At 55.3% G+C, this 15,845-nt stretch carries 18 protein-coding genes; 11 read left to right on the plus strand and 7 right to left on the minus strand.

The window, feature by feature from the left end; genetic code table 11:
• The first annotated feature begins 54 nt into the window (after window positions 1–54).
• The 3 genes from ansA (at window position 55) to P346_RS17220 (ending at window position 3,196) form a co-directional block, all read left to right on the plus strand.
• A complete protein-coding gene (gene ansA, locus P346_RS17230; protein WP_032657925.1) occupies window positions 55–1,071 on the plus strand; it encodes an asparaginase in 1,017 nt (338 codons plus the stop codon).
• 9 nt (window positions 1,072–1,080) lie between these two features.
• A complete protein-coding gene (gene pncA / locus P346_RS17225; protein WP_032657927.1) occupies window positions 1,081–1,722 on the plus strand; it encodes a bifunctional nicotinamidase/pyrazinamidase in 642 nt (213 codons plus the stop codon).
• 217 nt (window positions 1,723–1,939) lie between these two features.
• On the plus strand, window positions 1,940–3,196 hold the full coding sequence (locus P346_RS17220) for a glycoside hydrolase family 18 protein (protein ID WP_032657929.1): 1,257 nt from the start codon (window positions 1,940–1,942) through the stop codon (window positions 3,194–3,196).
• Between the two features lie 60 nt (window positions 3,197–3,256).
• On the opposite strand, the gene P346_RS17215 is transcribed toward P346_RS17220, so the two are convergent.
• Window positions 3,257–3,520: a YeaC family protein gene (locus P346_RS17215; protein ID WP_208399389.1), complete on the minus strand. Its 264-nt coding sequence runs from the start codon at window positions 3,518–3,520 to the stop codon at window positions 3,257–3,259.
• Window positions 3,521–3,576: 56 nt separating this feature from the next.
• Window positions 3,577–3,990, minus strand: coding sequence for a peptide-methionine (R)-S-oxide reductase MsrB (gene msrB, locus P346_RS17210; protein WP_029739831.1), 414 nt, complete (start codon window positions 3,988–3,990; stop codon window positions 3,577–3,579).
• Between the two features lie 340 nt (window positions 3,991–4,330).
• On the opposite strand from msrB, the gene gapA reads away from it, so the two are divergent.
• Window positions 4,331–5,326: a glyceraldehyde-3-phosphate dehydrogenase gene (gapA, locus tag P346_RS17205; protein ID WP_023311257.1), complete on the plus strand. Its 996-nt coding sequence runs from the start codon at window positions 4,331–4,333 to the stop codon at window positions 5,324–5,326.
• A 74-nt stretch (window positions 5,327–5,400) separates the two neighbouring features.
• Window positions 5,401–6,285 carry a D-hexose-6-phosphate mutarotase gene (locus tag P346_RS17200; RefSeq protein ID WP_032657934.1) on the plus strand — a complete coding sequence of 295 codons (885 nt, stop codon included), beginning with the start codon at window positions 5,401–5,403 and terminating at the stop codon, window positions 6,283–6,285.
• 78 nt (window positions 6,286–6,363) lie between these two features.
• Here the strand turns inward: P346_RS17200 and P346_RS17195 are convergent, their stop codons facing one another.
• Window positions 6,364–7,110, minus strand: coding sequence for a MipA/OmpV family protein (locus P346_RS17195; RefSeq protein ID WP_032657936.1), 747 nt, complete (start codon window positions 7,108–7,110; stop codon window positions 6,364–6,366).
• Window positions 7,111–7,541: 431 nt separating this feature from the next.
• Between P346_RS17195 and yeaG the strand changes: the two genes are divergently transcribed.
• From yeaG to P346_RS17180, 3 genes are all read left to right on the plus strand, one after another.
• Window positions 7,542–9,476, plus strand: a complete 1,935-nt coding sequence (yeaG, locus tag P346_RS17190) for a protein kinase YeaG (protein ID WP_008500713.1) — start codon at window positions 7,542–7,544, stop codon at window positions 9,474–9,476.
• Between the two features lie 74 nt (window positions 9,477–9,550).
• Window positions 9,551–10,834: a YeaH/YhbH family protein gene (locus tag P346_RS17185; protein ID WP_032651499.1), complete on the plus strand. Its 1,284-nt coding sequence runs from the start codon at window positions 9,551–9,553 to the stop codon at window positions 10,832–10,834.
• A 98-nt stretch (window positions 10,835–10,932) separates the two neighbouring features.
• Entirely contained in the window at window positions 10,933–11,433 is a 501-nt protein-coding gene (locus tag P346_RS17180) for a YbaK/prolyl-tRNA synthetase associated domain-containing protein (protein WP_029739834.1), read from the plus strand.
• Window positions 11,434–11,454: 21 nt separating this feature from the next.
• Here the strand turns inward: P346_RS17180 and yoaI are convergent, their stop codons facing one another.
• Window positions 11,455–11,559, minus strand: coding sequence for a small membrane protein YoaI (gene yoaI, locus P346_RS23120; RefSeq protein ID WP_010430055.1), 105 nt, complete (start codon window positions 11,557–11,559; stop codon window positions 11,455–11,457).
• 145 nt (window positions 11,560–11,704) lie between these two features.
• Between yoaI and P346_RS17175 the strand changes: the two genes are divergently transcribed.
• Window positions 11,705–12,151, plus strand: a complete 447-nt coding sequence (locus tag P346_RS17175; protein WP_024908579.1) for a DUF441 domain-containing protein — start codon at window positions 11,705–11,707, stop codon at window positions 12,149–12,151.
• Here the strand turns inward: P346_RS17175 and P346_RS17170 are convergent.
• Entirely contained in the window at window positions 12,135–12,926 is a 792-nt protein-coding gene (locus P346_RS17170; protein ID WP_032657939.1) for an AraC family transcriptional regulator, read from the minus strand. The genes P346_RS17175 and P346_RS17170 overlap by 17 nt on opposite strands.
• Window positions 12,927–13,025: 99 nt before the next feature.
• Here P346_RS17170 and P346_RS17165 point away from each other — a divergent pair, with 99 nt between their 5' ends.
• The gene (locus P346_RS17165) at window positions 13,026–14,213 is read left to right on the plus strand and encodes a CynX/NimT family MFS transporter (RefSeq protein ID WP_032657941.1); all 1,188 of its coding nucleotides are present in this window, start codon (window positions 13,026–13,028) and stop codon (window positions 14,211–14,213) included.
• Between the two features lie 96 nt (window positions 14,214–14,309).
• Here P346_RS17165 and P346_RS17160 read toward each other — a convergent pair whose 3' ends face one another.
• Entirely contained in the window at window positions 14,310–15,020 is a 711-nt protein-coding gene (locus tag P346_RS17160) for a CTP synthase C-terminal region-related (seleno)protein (protein WP_032657944.1), read from the minus strand.
• A gap of 101 nt (window positions 15,021–15,121) precedes the next feature.
• On the opposite strand from P346_RS17160, the gene P346_RS17155 reads away from it, so the two are divergent.
• Complete coding sequence (locus P346_RS17155; protein WP_032657946.1) at window positions 15,122–15,466, plus strand: DUF488 domain-containing protein; 345 nt, start codon at window positions 15,122–15,124, stop codon at window positions 15,464–15,466.
• Here P346_RS17155 and P346_RS17150 read toward each other — a convergent pair whose 3' ends face one another.
• Window positions 15,467–15,772, minus strand: a complete 306-nt coding sequence (locus P346_RS17150) for a periplasmic protein (protein WP_032657947.1) — start codon at window positions 15,770–15,772, stop codon at window positions 15,467–15,469. It lies immediately after the preceding gene.
• Window positions 15,773–15,845: the final 73 nt, after the last annotated feature.

A 15,845-nucleotide genomic window follows, 5' to 3' on the forward strand; every position in this document is an offset into this window, starting at 1 on the left:
CCTCTTCCCGCGAAGAGGGGATTTTTTTCTTTTGAAGAACAAGAACTCACTACCATGCAGAAGAAATCGATTTATGTAGCCTACACTGGCGGTACCATCGGTATGCAGCGCTCTGAAAACGGCTATATTCCTGTCTCCGGCCACCTTCAGCGTCAGCTTGCGCTGATGCCGGAATTCCACCGTCCGGAAATGCCTGACTTCACCATCCACGAATACGAGCCGCTGATGGACTCCTCCGACATGACGCCGGAAGACTGGCAGCACATTGCGGATGACATTAAAGCCCATTACGACCAGTACGACGGCTTCGTGATCCTGCACGGCACCGACACCATGGCGTTTACCGCCTCGGCGCTCTCCTTCATGCTGGAGAACCTGAGCAAGCCGGTTATCGTCACCGGTTCGCAAATCCCGCTGGCGGAGCTGCGCTCGGACGGGCAGATCAACCTGCTGAACTCGCTGTATGTTGCGGCGAATTACCCGATCAAGGAAGTGTCGCTGTTCTTTAACAACCGTCTGTATCGCGGCAACCGCACCACCAAAGCACACGCCGACGGTTTTGACGCCTTCGCCTCCCCTAACCTGCAGCCGCTGCTGGAGGCCGGGATTCATATCCGTCGTCTGGGCACGCCGCCGGCGCCGAACACCGCCGGCGAGCTGATCGTGCATCCGATTACTCCACAGCCGATTGGCGTGGTCACTATCTACCCAGGTATCTCTGCCGACGTGGTGCGTAACTTCCTTCGCCAGCCGGTGAAAGCGCTGATTCTGCGCTCCTATGGCGTCGGCAACGCGCCGCAGAACGGCGAATTCCTGAAAGAGCTTCAGGAAGCCAGCGAGCGCGGAATTGTGGTCGTGAACCTGACCCAGTGCATGTCCGGAAAGGTCAACATGGGCGGCTATGCCACCGGTAACGCGCTGGCGCATGCGGGGGTTATCAGCGGCTTCGATATGACCGTTGAGGCAACGCTGACTAAACTTCACTATTTACTGAGTCAGGATCTGGACATTCAGTCCATTCGCAGCGCGATGATGCAAAACCTGCGCGGCGAGCTGACCCCGGACGAATAAGGAGTGCTCATGAAGCAACGCGCCCTGCTACTGGTCGATTTGCAAAATGATTTCTGCGCGGGCGGTGCGCTGGCCGTCGCCGAAGGTGACAGCACCGTTGACGTGGCAAACACGCTGATGGACTGGTGCAAAGCCCGCAGCGAAGCGGTTGTCGCAAGCCAGGACTGGCACCCGGCGAACCACGGCAGCTTTGCCAGCCAGCATGACGTCGAGCCTTTCACTCAGGGAGAACTCGACGGGCTGGCGCAAACCTTCTGGCCGGATCACTGCGTACAGCAGACGGAAGGCGCGGAGCTGCATCCGCTCCTGAATCAGAAAGCCATCGACGCGGTGTTCCATAAAGGTGAAAACCCGGCTATCGACAGCTATAGCGCGTTTTTTGATAACGGGCATCGCCAGAAAACGGCGCTGGACGCGTGGTTACGTCATCACGAAATCACGGAGCTGATCGTGCTGGGCCTGGCGACGGACTACTGCGTGAAGTTTACCGTGCTGGACGCGCTCCAGTTAGGTTATACCGTCAGCGTCATCACCGACGGCTGCCGCGGGGTGAATATTCACCCGCAGGACAGCGCCCAGGCGTTTATGGATATGGCTGCGGAAGGCGCGACGCTGTATACGCTCGAAGACTGGCTGGAAACGCAGGCGTAGTCTTTTAAGCCGGGTGGCGGCTTCGCCTTACCCGGCCTACTTTCTCTGGTTTTGTAGGCCGGGTAAGCGCAGCGCCACCCGGCATTTCTTCCCCAATCCCCATAAAGTGAACTCCCTCGCATCCTCAGCGAAACGGCAATGCTATTCTCGTCAGGCTGTTTTTTCGCCACGCCTTTTCTGTGGCGTGGTTGTTTTGTTTAGTCAAAGAGGAACTTGTATGAAACGTTTGCCCTTGCTGGCAGCATTACCCCTGCTTTGCGCGTCAGTTGCCTCCGCCAGTACCCTCATGTCCGTGGGCTATTTTAACGGGGGTGGAGATGTCACCGCCGGACCGGGTGGCGATATCAATAAACTGGACGTTCGCCAGATCACCCACCTGAACTACTCGTTTGGTCTGGTCTATAACGACGAAAAAGACGAAACCAACGCTGCGCTAAAAGATCCGGCGAAACTGCATCAGATCTGGCTATCGCCAAAAGTCGCCGCCGATCTGGCCCTCATCCCTAACCTGCGTAAGCAAAACCCGAACCTCAAAGTTCTGCTTTCCGTCGGCGGCTGGGGCGCGCGTGGCTTCTCTGGCGCAGCGGCAACCAAAGAGACGCGCGCGGTGTTTATCCGCTCCGCACAGGAGATTGTCGACAAATACGGCCTGGACGGGATCGATCTCGACTGGGAGTATCCGGTCAACGGCGCCTGGGGTCTGGTCGCAAGTCAGCCCGCCGACCGGGATAACTTCACCGCCCTGCTGAAAGAGATGCGCGCGGCGTTCGGGCATAAAAAACTGGTGACCATTGCGGTAGGCGCAAATGCGGAAAGTCCGAAAAGCTGGGTGGATATAAAAGCCATCGCGCCCCTGCTCGACTACATCAACCTGATGACCTACGACATGGCGTACGGTACGCAGTACTTCAATGCCAACCTGTATGACTCCAGCGCCTGGCCGACGGTGGCTGTCGCAGACAAATACAGCGTGGATTTTGTGGTGAACAACTATCTGGCCGCCGGGCTGAAGCCGCAGCAGATGAACCTCGGGATTGGTTTCTATGGCCGCGTACCGAAACGCGCCGTAGAGCCGGGGATCGACTGGACGAAACCGGATGCGCAAAAAAATCCGGTTACCCAGCCCTACTTCGGACCTCAGGAGATCGGGCTGTTCAAGTCACTCGGCTATGACCTGACCAAAGATACCTACGTGAAGTACAACGATATCGTGAAGAAGCTGTTGAACGATCCGCAGAAGCGCTTTACCGAGCACTGGGACGACAAGGCGAAAGTGCCGTGGCTCTCGGTGAAGGGTGCCGATGGCAACGCACTGTTTGCGATTTCGTATGAGAACCCGCGTTCCGTTGCGATCAAAGCGGACTACATCAAAGAGAAAGGTCTCGCCGGAGCGATGTTCTGGGAGTATGGGGCCGATGACAACAATCAGTTAGCGAAGCAGCTGGCGGAGTCGCTCGGGATCCCGCATAAGTAGTAAGACAATCAAGCCCTCTCCCCGTAGGAGAGGGTTGGGTGAGGGCCTCAACCCGCACCGTTATTGCATTTTCATCGTCGCAATCGGCTTCGGCGTGATGCCTAAGTCTTCTTTCAGCTCGCGCTTGCTCTTCATCACCATCTGGCCCTGGGTGTCGATGGTCATGTGCTGCGCGTCGGTGTTATTGCGCGCCTGCCACAGCATCACCAGCTGCAGGCTGTTCTCTTTTTGCTCCGGCGTCAGCGCGACGCCATCGGGCCATTTTCCCAGCTCTACGGCGGTCACCAGACGCTGATAAATCTCCGGCGTCATACCGCTAATCATGTCATCAATATTCACAATCGCGCCCTTTTAAAGGAATAATTTGCTGAATCGTTTTTTCAACCTTTCACCTGGTCGCCGTTTTCGTCGTCAGTGAAGCTCATTGAGGCTGAGTTCACGCAAAAACGCTCGCCCGTAGGCTGGGGGCCATCCGGGAAGACGTGCCCAAGGTGCGCATCGCAGTTGCCGCAGCGAATTTCCGTACGCACCATGCCGTGCGACGAGTCGGTCAGGTAGCGGATGGCCTCATCGCTCACCGGCTCGTAGAAACTCGGCCAGCCGCAGCCAGAATCAAATTTCGTTTGTGAATTGAACAGAGGCGCATCGCAGACCAGGCAGTGGTAGACGCCGTCTCGCTTGTTGTGCAGTAAACGCCCGGTGAACGGCGGTTCCGTTCCGTGATTCTGCGTCACGTAAAACTGCATTTCTGTGAGGTTTTTTTTCAAATCGTCAGGGTTACGTTGGTTCGACATATGCTTACATCTCGCTGTAGAAACAGACATCTTTCAACCCGGATTCTAACAAAACATTAACACCCTTGCGTGCACTTTTGATCTAAACTTATGTGTCGCGAATAAGCGGTCAGGCAATTGTGATCACGTTCACATTTTTATCCTGCGAGGACTTTAAAATCCCGGCTCAGCCCCCATATGGGTGCAAGCTCAAAGGGAAAGTGAGGCGAGTCAGTCGCACAAACGTTAGTCACAGGATTGATTTGTCGCAATGATTGACACGATTCCGCTTGACGCTGCGTAAGGTTTTTGTAATTTTACAGGCAACCTTTTATTCACTAACAAATAGCTGGTGGAATATATGACTATCAAAGTAGGTATCAACGGTTTTGGCCGTATCGGCCGTATTGTTTTCCGTGCTGCTCAGAAACGTTCTGACATCGAAATCGTTGGTATCAACGATCTCCTGGACGCTGAATACATGGCGTACATGCTGAAGTACGACTCAACTCACGGTCGTTTCGACGGCACCGTTGAAGTGAAAGACGGCCACCTGGTTGTTAATGGCAAAACCATCCGCGTTACTGCTGAAAAAGACCCAGCTAACCTGAAATGGAACGAAATCGGTGTTGACGTTGTTGCTGAAGCAACCGGCATCTTCCTGACCGACGAAACTGCGCGTAAACACATCACCGCTGGTGCGAAGAAAGTTGTTCTGACTGGTCCTTCCAAAGACAACACCCCAATGTTCGTTCGTGGTGCAAACTTCGAAACTTACGCTGGCCAGGATATCGTGTCTAACGCATCCTGCACCACCAACTGCCTGGCACCACTGGCTAAAGTTATTAACGACAACTTCGGCATCATCGAAGGTCTGATGACTACCGTTCACGCGACTACCGCTACTCAGAAAACCGTTGATGGCCCGTCTCACAAAGACTGGCGCGGCGGTCGTGGCGCGGCTCAGAACATCATCCCATCCTCTACCGGTGCTGCTAAAGCTGTAGGTAAAGTACTGCCAGAACTGAATGGCAAACTGACTGGTATGGCGTTCCGCGTTCCAACTCCTAACGTATCCGTTGTTGACCTGACCGTTCGTCTGGAAAAAGCTGCTTCTTATGAAGAAATTAAGAAAGCAATCAAAGCTGCTTCCGAAGGCGCAATGAAAGGCGTTCTGGGCTACACCGAAGACGACGTTGTATCTACCGATTTCAACGGCGAAATCTGCACTTCAGTATTCGATGCTAAAGCAGGTATCGCACTGAACGACAACTTCGTGAAACTGGTTTCCTGGTACGACAACGAAACTGGCTACTCTAACAAAGTACTGGACCTGATCGCTCACATCTCCAAATAAGTTGAGATGAGTGTTTGATCCAAAAAGGCGACTTCGGTCGCCTTTTTTATTGTTTTTAGACAGAGGATTGCTTAATGACTCATAAAATTTTTGCACTTCCGGTAGTCGAACAACTTACCCCTGTGCTCTCCCGCCGTCAGATTGACGGTGCTGATATTATCGTCGTTGACCACCCACGCGTTAAAGCCTCCGTAGCGCTCAACGGCGCCCACCTGCTCTCCTGGAAACCGGAAGGCGAAGCAGAAGGCTTATGGCTGAGCGATGCGACCTCCTTCAAAAAAGGGGCCGCAATCCGCGGTGGCGTACCGATCTGCTGGCCGTGGTTCGGCCCGTCCGCACAGCCGGGTTTGCCGTCTCACGGTTTTGCCCGTAACCAGCAGTGGACGCTGAAAGCGCATAACGAAGATGACAACGGCGCAGTGCTGACCTTTGAGCTGCAGGCTAATGATGAAACCCGCGCCCTCTGGCCGCACGATTTCACCCTGTATGCCCGCTTCAAGCTGGGTAAAACCTGTGAAATCGAACTGGAAGCTCACGGCGAGTTCGAAACCACCTCTGCCCTTCACACCTATTTCAACGTGGGTGATATCAGCGCCGTGAAGGTGAGCGGCCTGGGCGATACCTATATTGATAAAGTCGATAACGCGAAAGAAGGCAAACTGAGTGACGGCGTTCAGGCATTCCCTGACCGTACCGATCGCGTTTACCTGCACCCGGAAGCGTGCAGCGTGATCCACGACGGCGCCCTGAACCGCGGCATTGAAGTGGTCCATCATCATCACAGCGACGTGGTGGGCTGGAACCCGGGCCCTGCACTGTCCGTCAGCATGGCCGACATGACGGATGATGGCTACAAAACGTTTGTCTGCGTGGAAACCGCTTGCGTGAGCAACCCGCAAAAAGCGAGTGAGGAAAAACCGTCTCGTTTAGGGCAGACGATTCGCATTGTTAAGCGATAAATTCGCTGCACCACGCTAAAGCAAACGGGGCGCAAGCGCCCCGTTTTGATGCAAAGATTGCACTGAATTAATGCACAATCAGAACTTGTAGCTCACGCCCACAGAGAAGATGCCTGCCCAGGACTTATCAACCATCGGGCTATCCTTCACTTCGTCGCTCAGGCGCTCATAGCGGCCTGTACCGTACACGCTCCAGTCGCCAAGGAAGTTGTAGCTCGCGGTCAGCTCCAGGTAAGGATCCCAGCCGTCATCTGCACTATAACTTTTCAGACCACTGCGGCGGGACTCGTTTTTAGAGACGCCGTAGTAGTAGTCGTTGTAGTTCTCGCTGTTGTACTGCACACCGATACCCGGCGTCAGAGTCAGCCCACCGTTGGTATAGCGGTACAGCCACGCCAGGTCCCAGATAAAGCCGTTGCTGTTATCCAGCGTGTCACCCGCCAGGGCCGTGCGCAGGAAGCCATACTCGGTGTTATGTACATAAGAGAGCCCGGCCATCATGGTGCTTTTACGCTTGTCGAGCTGGCGAAGCGCATGGCTGTCGCTGTCACCCGGCTTAAAGTGCGTTGGGTCGTAGTAGGCCATGATGGAGAGCTTATCGGCCTTATCGTTCCAGAGATAGTAGCCGCCGCCGAGCCCGCGGAACCAGACGTTGTCGCCTTCATAGGTGATAACGGGAACAGGATAAACATCACGGTCATACTGTTTATACGGGCTGTTAATGACGCCAACACCCGCGCCAACCGTCCACTGACTTTCCGCCTGCGCGGTGTTCACTGCGGTCGCGGCAAGGATGCCTAATGCCAGAAGTTTGAGTTTGGTCACAATCCATTCTTTCCTGTAGTCAAATAATCAGCGGATGAAGTGTAACCGCCATTCCCGTACATCCCAAAATTTTTTGCCTGCTAATCAGTCTGATTAACCCGTTATTTTTAACTTTTCAGATGACAACACGCTTTCATTTATATGACCACTGAATGAAAAACGTGCATTTGTCTTATAACGACAGTGGAAATTTTTGGATGAGTTATTGATATGTCATTGAAAGTAGATTTTCTGGGCATGCAAGTTTTGCAAATGCCATCTACGCTTTAATTTAAGAAGAGTTTTCCTGAACACCCTGCGGTTCTTAGCGTCTGACCTGGCACACAGGTTGCTGCTCTGGCAGTGAGGTGCGAGAGATTCTCTTCCGGGAGCCTCCACTACTCATACGAACGGCTCTTATCCTGTGCTAAAAAACGAAAGGACGGCATGCCATGAATATATTCGATCACTATCGCCAGCGCTATGAAGCTGCCAAGGACGAAGAGTTCACACTGCAGGAGTTTCTTACCATCTGTCGGCAAGATCGCAGTGCCTATGCCAATGCGGCAGAACGGCTATTGATGGCCATTGGTGAGCCAAACATGGTTGACACTGCCCTGGAGCCTCGGCTTTCCCGTCTCTTTTCGAATCGGGTGGTCGCCCGATATCCGGCGTTTGAAGAGTTCTATGGTATGGAAGATGCCATCGAACAGATTGTCTCCTATCTGAAGCATGCCGCTCAGGGTCTGGAAGAGAAGAAACAGATCCTCTATTTACTCGGCCCGGTGGGTGGCGGTAAATCCTCTCTGGCTGAACGCCTGAAGTCGCTGATGCAGCGCGTCCCTATCTATGTGCTGAGCGCCAACGGTGAACGCAGCCCGGTGAACGACCATCCGCTGTGCCTGTTCAATCCGCAGGAAGACGCACAGATTCTGGATAAAGAGTATGGCATCCCGCGTCGCTACCTCGGCACCATCATGTCGCCGTGGGCGGCAAAACGCCTGCACGAGTTTGGTGGCGACATCACCAAATTCCGCGTAGTGAAAGTCTGGCCGTCTATCCTAGAGCAGATCGCCATCGCCAAAACAGAACCGGGTGATGAGAACAACCAGGATATCTCGGCTCTGGTGGGTAAAGTCGATATTCGTAAGCTGGAAAACTTCGCGCAGAACGATCCGGATGCCTACGGTTACTCAGGCGCGCTGTGCCGCGCGAACCAGGGGATTATGGAATTCGTCGAGATGTTTAAAGCACCGATTAAAGTGCTGCATCCTCTGCTGACGGCGACCCAGGAAGGCAACTACAACGGGACGGAAGGTATCTCCGCCCTGCCGTTTAACGGGATTATTCTCGCCCACTCGAACGAATCTGAATGGGTGACCTTCCGTAATAACAAAAACAATGAGGCTTTCCTTGACCGCGTGTACATCGTCAAGGTGCCTTATTGCCTGCGCATCTCCGAAGAGATCAAAATTTACGAGAAACTGCTTAACCACAGTGAGCTGGTGCATGCGCCCTGCGCGCCCGGCACGCTGGAAACGCTGTCACGCTTCTCCATCCTTTCGCGTCTGAAAGAGCCGGAAAACTCCAGCATCTATTCTAAAATGCGCGTCTATGACGGTGAAAGCCTGAAAGATACCGACCCTAAAGCGAAGTCGTATCAGGAATACCGCGACTATGCCGGGGTTGATGAGGGGATGAACGGTCTGTCCACGCGTTTCGCGTTTAAGATCCTCTCCCGCGTCTTTAACTTCGACCATGCGGAAGTGGCGGCCAACCCGGTTCATCTGTTCTACGTGCTGGAGCAGCAAATTGAGCGCGAGCAGTTCCCGCAGGAGCAGGCTGAACGCTACCTTGAGTTCCTCAAAGGTTACCTGATCCCGAAATACGCCGAGTTCATTGGCAAAGAGATCCAGACGGCCTACCTGGAATCCTATTCAGAATACGGGCAGAACATTTTCGACCGTTATGTTACCTATGCTGACTTTTGGATCCAGGATCAGGAGTACCGCGATCCGGATACCGGCCAGCTGTTTGACCGTGAATCCCTGAACGCGGAGCTGGAAAAAATCGAGAAGCCTGCCGGGATCAGCAACCCGAAAGACTTCCGTAACGAGATTGTGAACTTCGTCCTGCGCGCCAGAGCGCATAACAACGGGCGCAATCCGAACTGGACCAGCTACGAGAAGCTGCGCACGGTTATTGAGAAGAAAATGTTCTCCAATACCGAAGAGCTGCTGCCGGTGATCTCGTTTAACGCCAAAACCTCAACCGATGAGCAGAAAAAGCACGACGATTTTGTCGACCGTATGATGGAAAAAGGCTACACCCGCAAGCAGGTCCGCCTGCTCTGCGAATGGTATCTGCGCGTGCGAAAATCGTCTTAAAACAAGTGCCCGGTGGCGGTTAGCGCTTGCCGGGCCTACAAAATGCAAGTTGGCAAATGCAGTACGGGGGGTATATGACCTGGTTTATTGACCGGCGTCTTAACGGCAAAAACAAGAGCACGGTGAACCGCCAGCGCTTCTTGCGTCGTTATAAAGCGCAAATTAAACAGTCTATCTCCGAGGCCATCAACAAACGCTCGGTGACCGACGTCGACAGCGGCGAATCTGTCTCCATCCCCACCGATGACATCAGCGAACCGATGTTTCATCAGGGGCGAGGCGGCCTGCGCCATCGCGTACACCCAGGTAATGACCACTTCGTTCAGAACGACAGAATTGAGCGTCCTCAGGGCGGCGGCGGTGGTTCAGGAAGCGGTCAGGGACAGGCCAGCCAGGACGGTGAAGGTCAGGACGAATTTGTCTTCCAGATTTCGAAAGACGAATATCTCGACCTGCTGTTTGAAGACCTGGCGTTGCCGAATCTGAAAAAGAATCAGCATCGTCAGCTTAATGAATATAAAACCCATCGCGCGGGCTATACCGCCAACGGCGTGCCCGCCAATATCAGCGTCGTGCGTTCGTTGCAGAATTCACTGGCGCGACGAACGGCCATGACGGCGGGCAAACGTCGCGAACTGCGCGAGCTGGAGAGCAGCCTGAAGGTCGTGGAAAACACGGAACCGGCGCAACTGCTGGAAGAGGAGCGCCTGCGTAAAGAGATTGCGGAGCTGAGGGCGAAGATCGAACGGGTACCGTTTATCGACACTTTTGACCTGCGCTATAAGAACTACGAAAAACGCCCTGAACCCTCCAGCCAGGCGGTGATGTTCTGTCTGATGGACGTGTCCGGCTCGATGGACCAGGCCACCAAGGATATGGCGAAGCGTTTTTATATTCTGCTCTACCTGTTCCTGAGCAGAACCTATAAGAACGTGGAGGTGGTCTATATCCGCCACCACACTCAGGCGAAAGAGGTGGATGAACATGAGTTCTTCTACTCGCAGGAGACCGGCGGGACCATCGTATCAAGCGCCCTGAAGCTTATGGATGAAGTGGTGAAAGAGCGTTACGACCCGGCGCAGTGGAACATTTATGCCGCGCAGGCGTCCGATGGGGACAACTGGGCCGACGACTCACCGCTGTGTCACGAGATTCTGGCGAAGAAAATTCTGCCGGTGGTGCGTTACTACAGCTATATCGAAATTACCCGTCGCGCGCACCAGACCCTGTGGCGGGAGTATGAACATCTGCAAGCAATGTTCGATAATTTTGCCATGCAGCATATCCGTGACCAGGATGATATTTATCCGGTGTTCAGGGAGCTGTTCCACAAGCAATCTGCTACCAGCAACGCATAATCCAACAGCCAGCGAACGCGCTGGCTGTTTTCTTTCGACCCCGTTCATCCCGTGCTAATGTAGAACCCTGCATACAGGATTATCACCGGGAAATCGTTATGACTGACGACGTTATTGGGGCAGGAACCCACCAGCAGCTGATTACCTTACTCACCGAGCAGGGCGCGCGGTTTCGCGTCATGGAGCACGAGGCGGTCGGGAAATGTGAGGCGGTAAGTGAAATTCGCGGGACCGATCTGCGGCAAGGCGCAAAAGCCCTGGTCTGCAAGGTGAAGGGAAACGGCGTAAAAAAACACGTTCTGGCGATCCTCGCCGCCGATCTGCAGGCCGACCTGAGCCAGCTTGCCAGCCATTTTGGCGGGCTGAAGGCCTCCCTCGCCAGCCCGGCTGAGGTCGATACCCTGACCGCCTGCGTTTTCGGCGCGATCCCGCCCTTTAGCTTCCATCCTGATTTGGCACTGGTTGCCGACCCGCTGCTGTTCGAGCGCTTTGACGAAATCGCCTTTAACGCCGGTTTACTGGAGAAATCCGTGATTATGGATACCCAGGATTACCTGCGCATCGCCCGTCCTGAGCTGGTGAACTTCCACAAAGCGTAACCGCTATGGCTGGCGACCCTGTCAGCCTTTTCTTTCCAGAAACAGCACGGAGGCGACGAGAATAACGGCAATAGCGAAAAACGATGAGGAGATAATCAGCGTTTCAACAAACATGTGATCGTTCATGATGGCGACCCCTTTTGCGATATCTGCCTCCGTTTTAATCCGCGTAAATGACACGGTTATGACAACAATAAAATCTTTTTAAAACTGTCCTGCGTCGCGTTTGCGCGTACTGTAAGCAGGTTAATTATTTTGGCAAGGATCCCCTATGTTTGACCCTACTCTGCTCATTCTCCTGGCACTCGCCGCGCTCGGCTTTGTCAGCCATAACACCACCGTCGCCATCTCGATTCTGGTGCTGATTATTGTTCGCGTGACCCCGTTAAATACCTTTTTCCCGTGGATAGAAAAACAAGGCCTCACCATCGGGATCATCATTTTAACCATCGGGGTAATGGCGCCCATCGCCAGCGGCACGCTTCCCGCCTCAACCCTGCTGCACTCGTTTGTAAACTGGAAATCACTGGTGGCGATCGCGGTGGGGATTTTTGTTTCGTGGTTGGGCGGGCGCGGCGTTACGCTGATGAGCAGCCAGCCCTCGCTGGTGGCGGGTCTGCTGGTGGGCACCGTGCTGGGCGTGGCGCTCTTTCGCGGCGTTCCGGTGGGGCCGCTGATTGCGGCGGGCCTTGTCTCTCTGTTTATTGGGAAGTCGTAGTCAGGCTGGCCATATAGCGCGCCGGCGTCTGGCCCAGTCCCTTTCTGAACATGGTGATAAACGCGGTGGTAGAGTCATAGCCGAGTGTCTGTGCCACCTGCTGTACCGATTTCCCACCGATCAAATGCTGTAAGGCCACTATCAGCTGCAGCTGGTGACGCCAGCGGCGAAAGCTTAAGCCGGTCTCTTTCACCACCAGCCGCGCCAGGTTGCGTTCGCTCATGGCAAAGTGGCTCGCCCACTGCGCCAGCGTCTGCCAGGCGGCGGGCTCTTCCGCCATTTTCTCGCTCATCAGCCGAATTTTAGGATGGGGTGAGACGGGCAGCTGCAGATGCTCCTGACGCTGGAGCGGCAGCTCGTCAAACAGAACATCCACCAGGCGCGATGTGGCCGCAAGAGAGAGTTGTTCACGCGATTTTTCCGCCAGGGATAAAATCAGCTCGCGCACCAGAGGGGAGATTTTCAGGGTGCAGCAGCGGTCGGGCAAACTTGCCGCCCCCGGCTCAATGAACAAAAAGCAGAGCTGCGCCCCCGGCGTGGCCCTGTTGCTGTGCGGCATTTGGCCAGGGATCCAGACGGCGTACTGGGGTGGAACCATCAGCATGGCATTTTCTACTTCGCAGGTGATCGCGCCGCCAAGGGCGAGAATGAGCTGCCCCTTACGGTGATGATGTCGGGGAATATACTGTTCCTCCGCCACCACGCGGATGCGAAATGCGACGGCCGCATCGTGCTGGCTATCAGGATCATAGCCGTCCAGTCCCAGACCAATCATCAGTTTGTCCGATTTTAGCGATAAACTGTCATTTTAGCCTGATTTCAACCGCTGAGAAAATCGGTATTGTGTGCGCTCGCTTGAACGTATGAGAACATAATGACTACTGCTATTCGCACCTCAGGAAAACACGGCGCGCTGTTGATTGCAGGCATCCTGATGATTGCCACTACGCTTCGCGTCACCTTTACCGGCGCAGCCCCGCTGCTCGACACTATTCGTCTTGATTATGGCTTAAGCACGGCGCAAACCGGTCTGCTGACCACCCTGCCCCTGCTGGCTTTCGCTCTTGTCTCGCCGCTCGCCGCAGGCGTTGCCCGACGCATCGGCATGGAGCGCAGCCTGTTTATCGCCCTGCTGTTGATTTGCGCCGGAATTGCACTTCGCTCGCTGCCTTCCGCCGCGCTGCTTTTCATCGGAACCGCGGTCATCGGCTGCGGGATTGCGCTCGGGAACGTGCTGTTACCCGGATTAATTAAGCGTGACTTCCCGGGCCAGGTAGCCCGACTCACCGGGGCCTATTCCCTGACGATGGGCGTCTCGGCGGCGTTTGGCTCAGCGATGATTGTTCCCCTGGCGCAGGGTAGCGCGGGCTGGCATGGCGCGCTGCTGATGCTGATGGCGTTTCCGCTGGTCGCGCTGCTGCTCTGGCTGCCGCAGTGGCGTCAGAAACACGTTGCGACGGTAACGGGCGCTGGCGCGCTGCATAATCGCGGCATCTGGCGCTCGGCCCTCGCCTGGCAGGTGACGCTCTTTTTGGGGATTAACTCGCTGATTTACTACGTCATCATCGGCTGGCTGCCGGCGATATTGCTCAGCCACGGCTACAGCGAAGCGCAGGCAGGCTCGGTGCACGGGCTGCTGCAGCTGGCCACGGCCGTGCCGGGGCTTGCCGTTCCTCTGGTCCTCCACCGTCTGAAAGATCAGCGAGGGATCGCAGGCGCAGTGGCGCTGATGTGCGCGGTAAGCGCCGCGGGGCTATGGTTTATGCCTGACATGGCGGTGATGTGGACGCTGGTGTTTGGCTTTGGCACAGGGGCAACGATGATCCTCGGCCTGACGTTCATCGGTCTGCGCGCCAGCTCCGCGCACCAGGCCGCGGCGCTGTCCGGCATGGCGCAGTCGATTGGCTATCTGCTCGCCGCCAGCGGCCCTCCGCTGATGGGGAAAATTCACGATAGCGCGGGAGACTGGCGGATCCCGCTCCTGGGCTGCGCCCTGGCCGCCGTGATAATGGCTGTTTGCGGCGTGCTCGCCGGGCGAGACCGGGAGATCGCGCCCCGTTAAAGACTGTGGCAGACCACCGGGTCTGCCTTTTCTTAGCCGCGCGCAGAATTGTAGGCCGGGTAAGCGCAGCGCCACCCGGCAAGAGAAGCGACGACGTTATGAATCGCGCGCCGCGCGCAGCATCGCCTGCACCAGCACGACCGGACGTCCCTCCAGCGCACTACGCTCATGCTGGAATAAGGTGATCACGAAGAACGGGTGCGTAACCAGTTCTGCGGCGCGAATTTCCCCCTGTTCATCCCAGCCCGTAACGTGCATATCACCGCTTTCCAGCGCCTGTGCAAACTCTGGCGACACGCCATAGTTACAGTGATACCCCTCTTCAATCTCCGGCTTGCCGTACGCTTTCGCGATCAGCGTATTTTTGCGCAGCTCAATGGCATCGGTTTTTTCCACCAGCGAGCAGGCCAGCGGCGCAATCACCATGGTGCCTTCGCTATCCGTCTCAGCATGTGCCGCATCGGCCCAGCCCAACACATTACGGGCATACTCAATCAGCGCGTGCTGGAATCCGCCGCAGGTGCCAAGGAAAGGAATGCCGTTTTCGCGCGCATAGCGCGCGGCGATAAAGGCCGCCTCGGTGTTTTTATAGGGGCTGGCGGGCACCAGCCAGATGGCATCGTAGCCCACCAGATCTTCAGGGCTTGTCAGCTCAGTGGTGGCAAGCCAGTCGTAATCGGCGGTGAGGTCAAGAACTGCGGCGGCGTCATCAATGGCCAGCGGGATCGCCTGATGCGCAATAACACTGGGATTGTAATCGCCAACCAGCGCAATGCGCAGCGTCGTTTTTACCGGGAGGTGTTCCATGAAAGGTTCCTTATGCCAGAGTATTATCAGATAACATAAGGAACCTCAGACTACCGATCTTCTGCAAATATCACAATACCTTAAATTGGGAGGGTGGAATCATGATTCAATGCAAACGCGTATACGAGCAGGCTGGTCCGGACGACGGGTATCGGGTGCTGGTGGACAAGCTGTGGCCGCGCGGGATTAAAAAAACGGACCTTGCCTATGATGAATGGTGTAAAGCACTCACGCCCTCGAATGAATTACGCAAGGCCTTTCATAGCGAAACCATTGATTTCGCCGCCTTCAGTAAGGCCTATCGGGAAGAGCTGGCGCAGCATGCTGACGAGGGAATGCGTCTGGCGACGCTGGCGAACAGGCAGACCGTCACCCTACTCTATGGTGCCAAAGACACGAAGCAAAATCACGCCCTGGTATTAGCCGACTGGCTGCGCCATCTTTGATCAGCCGATCGCCAGCTCGTCAAGGATTTGCGGCACTTCATCGGGGGTGAGCGGCATCAGATGTTCGGCGCGGACAAACGCAAAGCCGTGCTGATTGTCAAAGGCGTAAACATCGCCTGTCACCAGCCAAAGCGCACGATCGGCGCTAGCGGGTAATTGCGTCATCACGCCGTTGACCGGGTTAACGAAACGCAGGCCGGGCTGACACAGGCCAAACAGCTCAACAGATTTACCAATATTGCGACGGCCTGACGCCGTGCGGGCACCGATGATCATCGCCATGCTGCCCGGTTTAAGCTGGAACATACTTCTCTCACGATAACGGTAGCCAGGGACTGGCTAAGAATAATCCTAAAGAGAAGTGTATCGCAGGCAATAT

The organism is Enterobacter sp. DC1 (assembly GCF_000568075.1).
In the GTDB taxonomy this organism is placed as follows: domain Bacteria; phylum Pseudomonadota; class Gammaproteobacteria; order Enterobacterales; family Enterobacteriaceae; genus Enterobacter; species Enterobacter asburiae.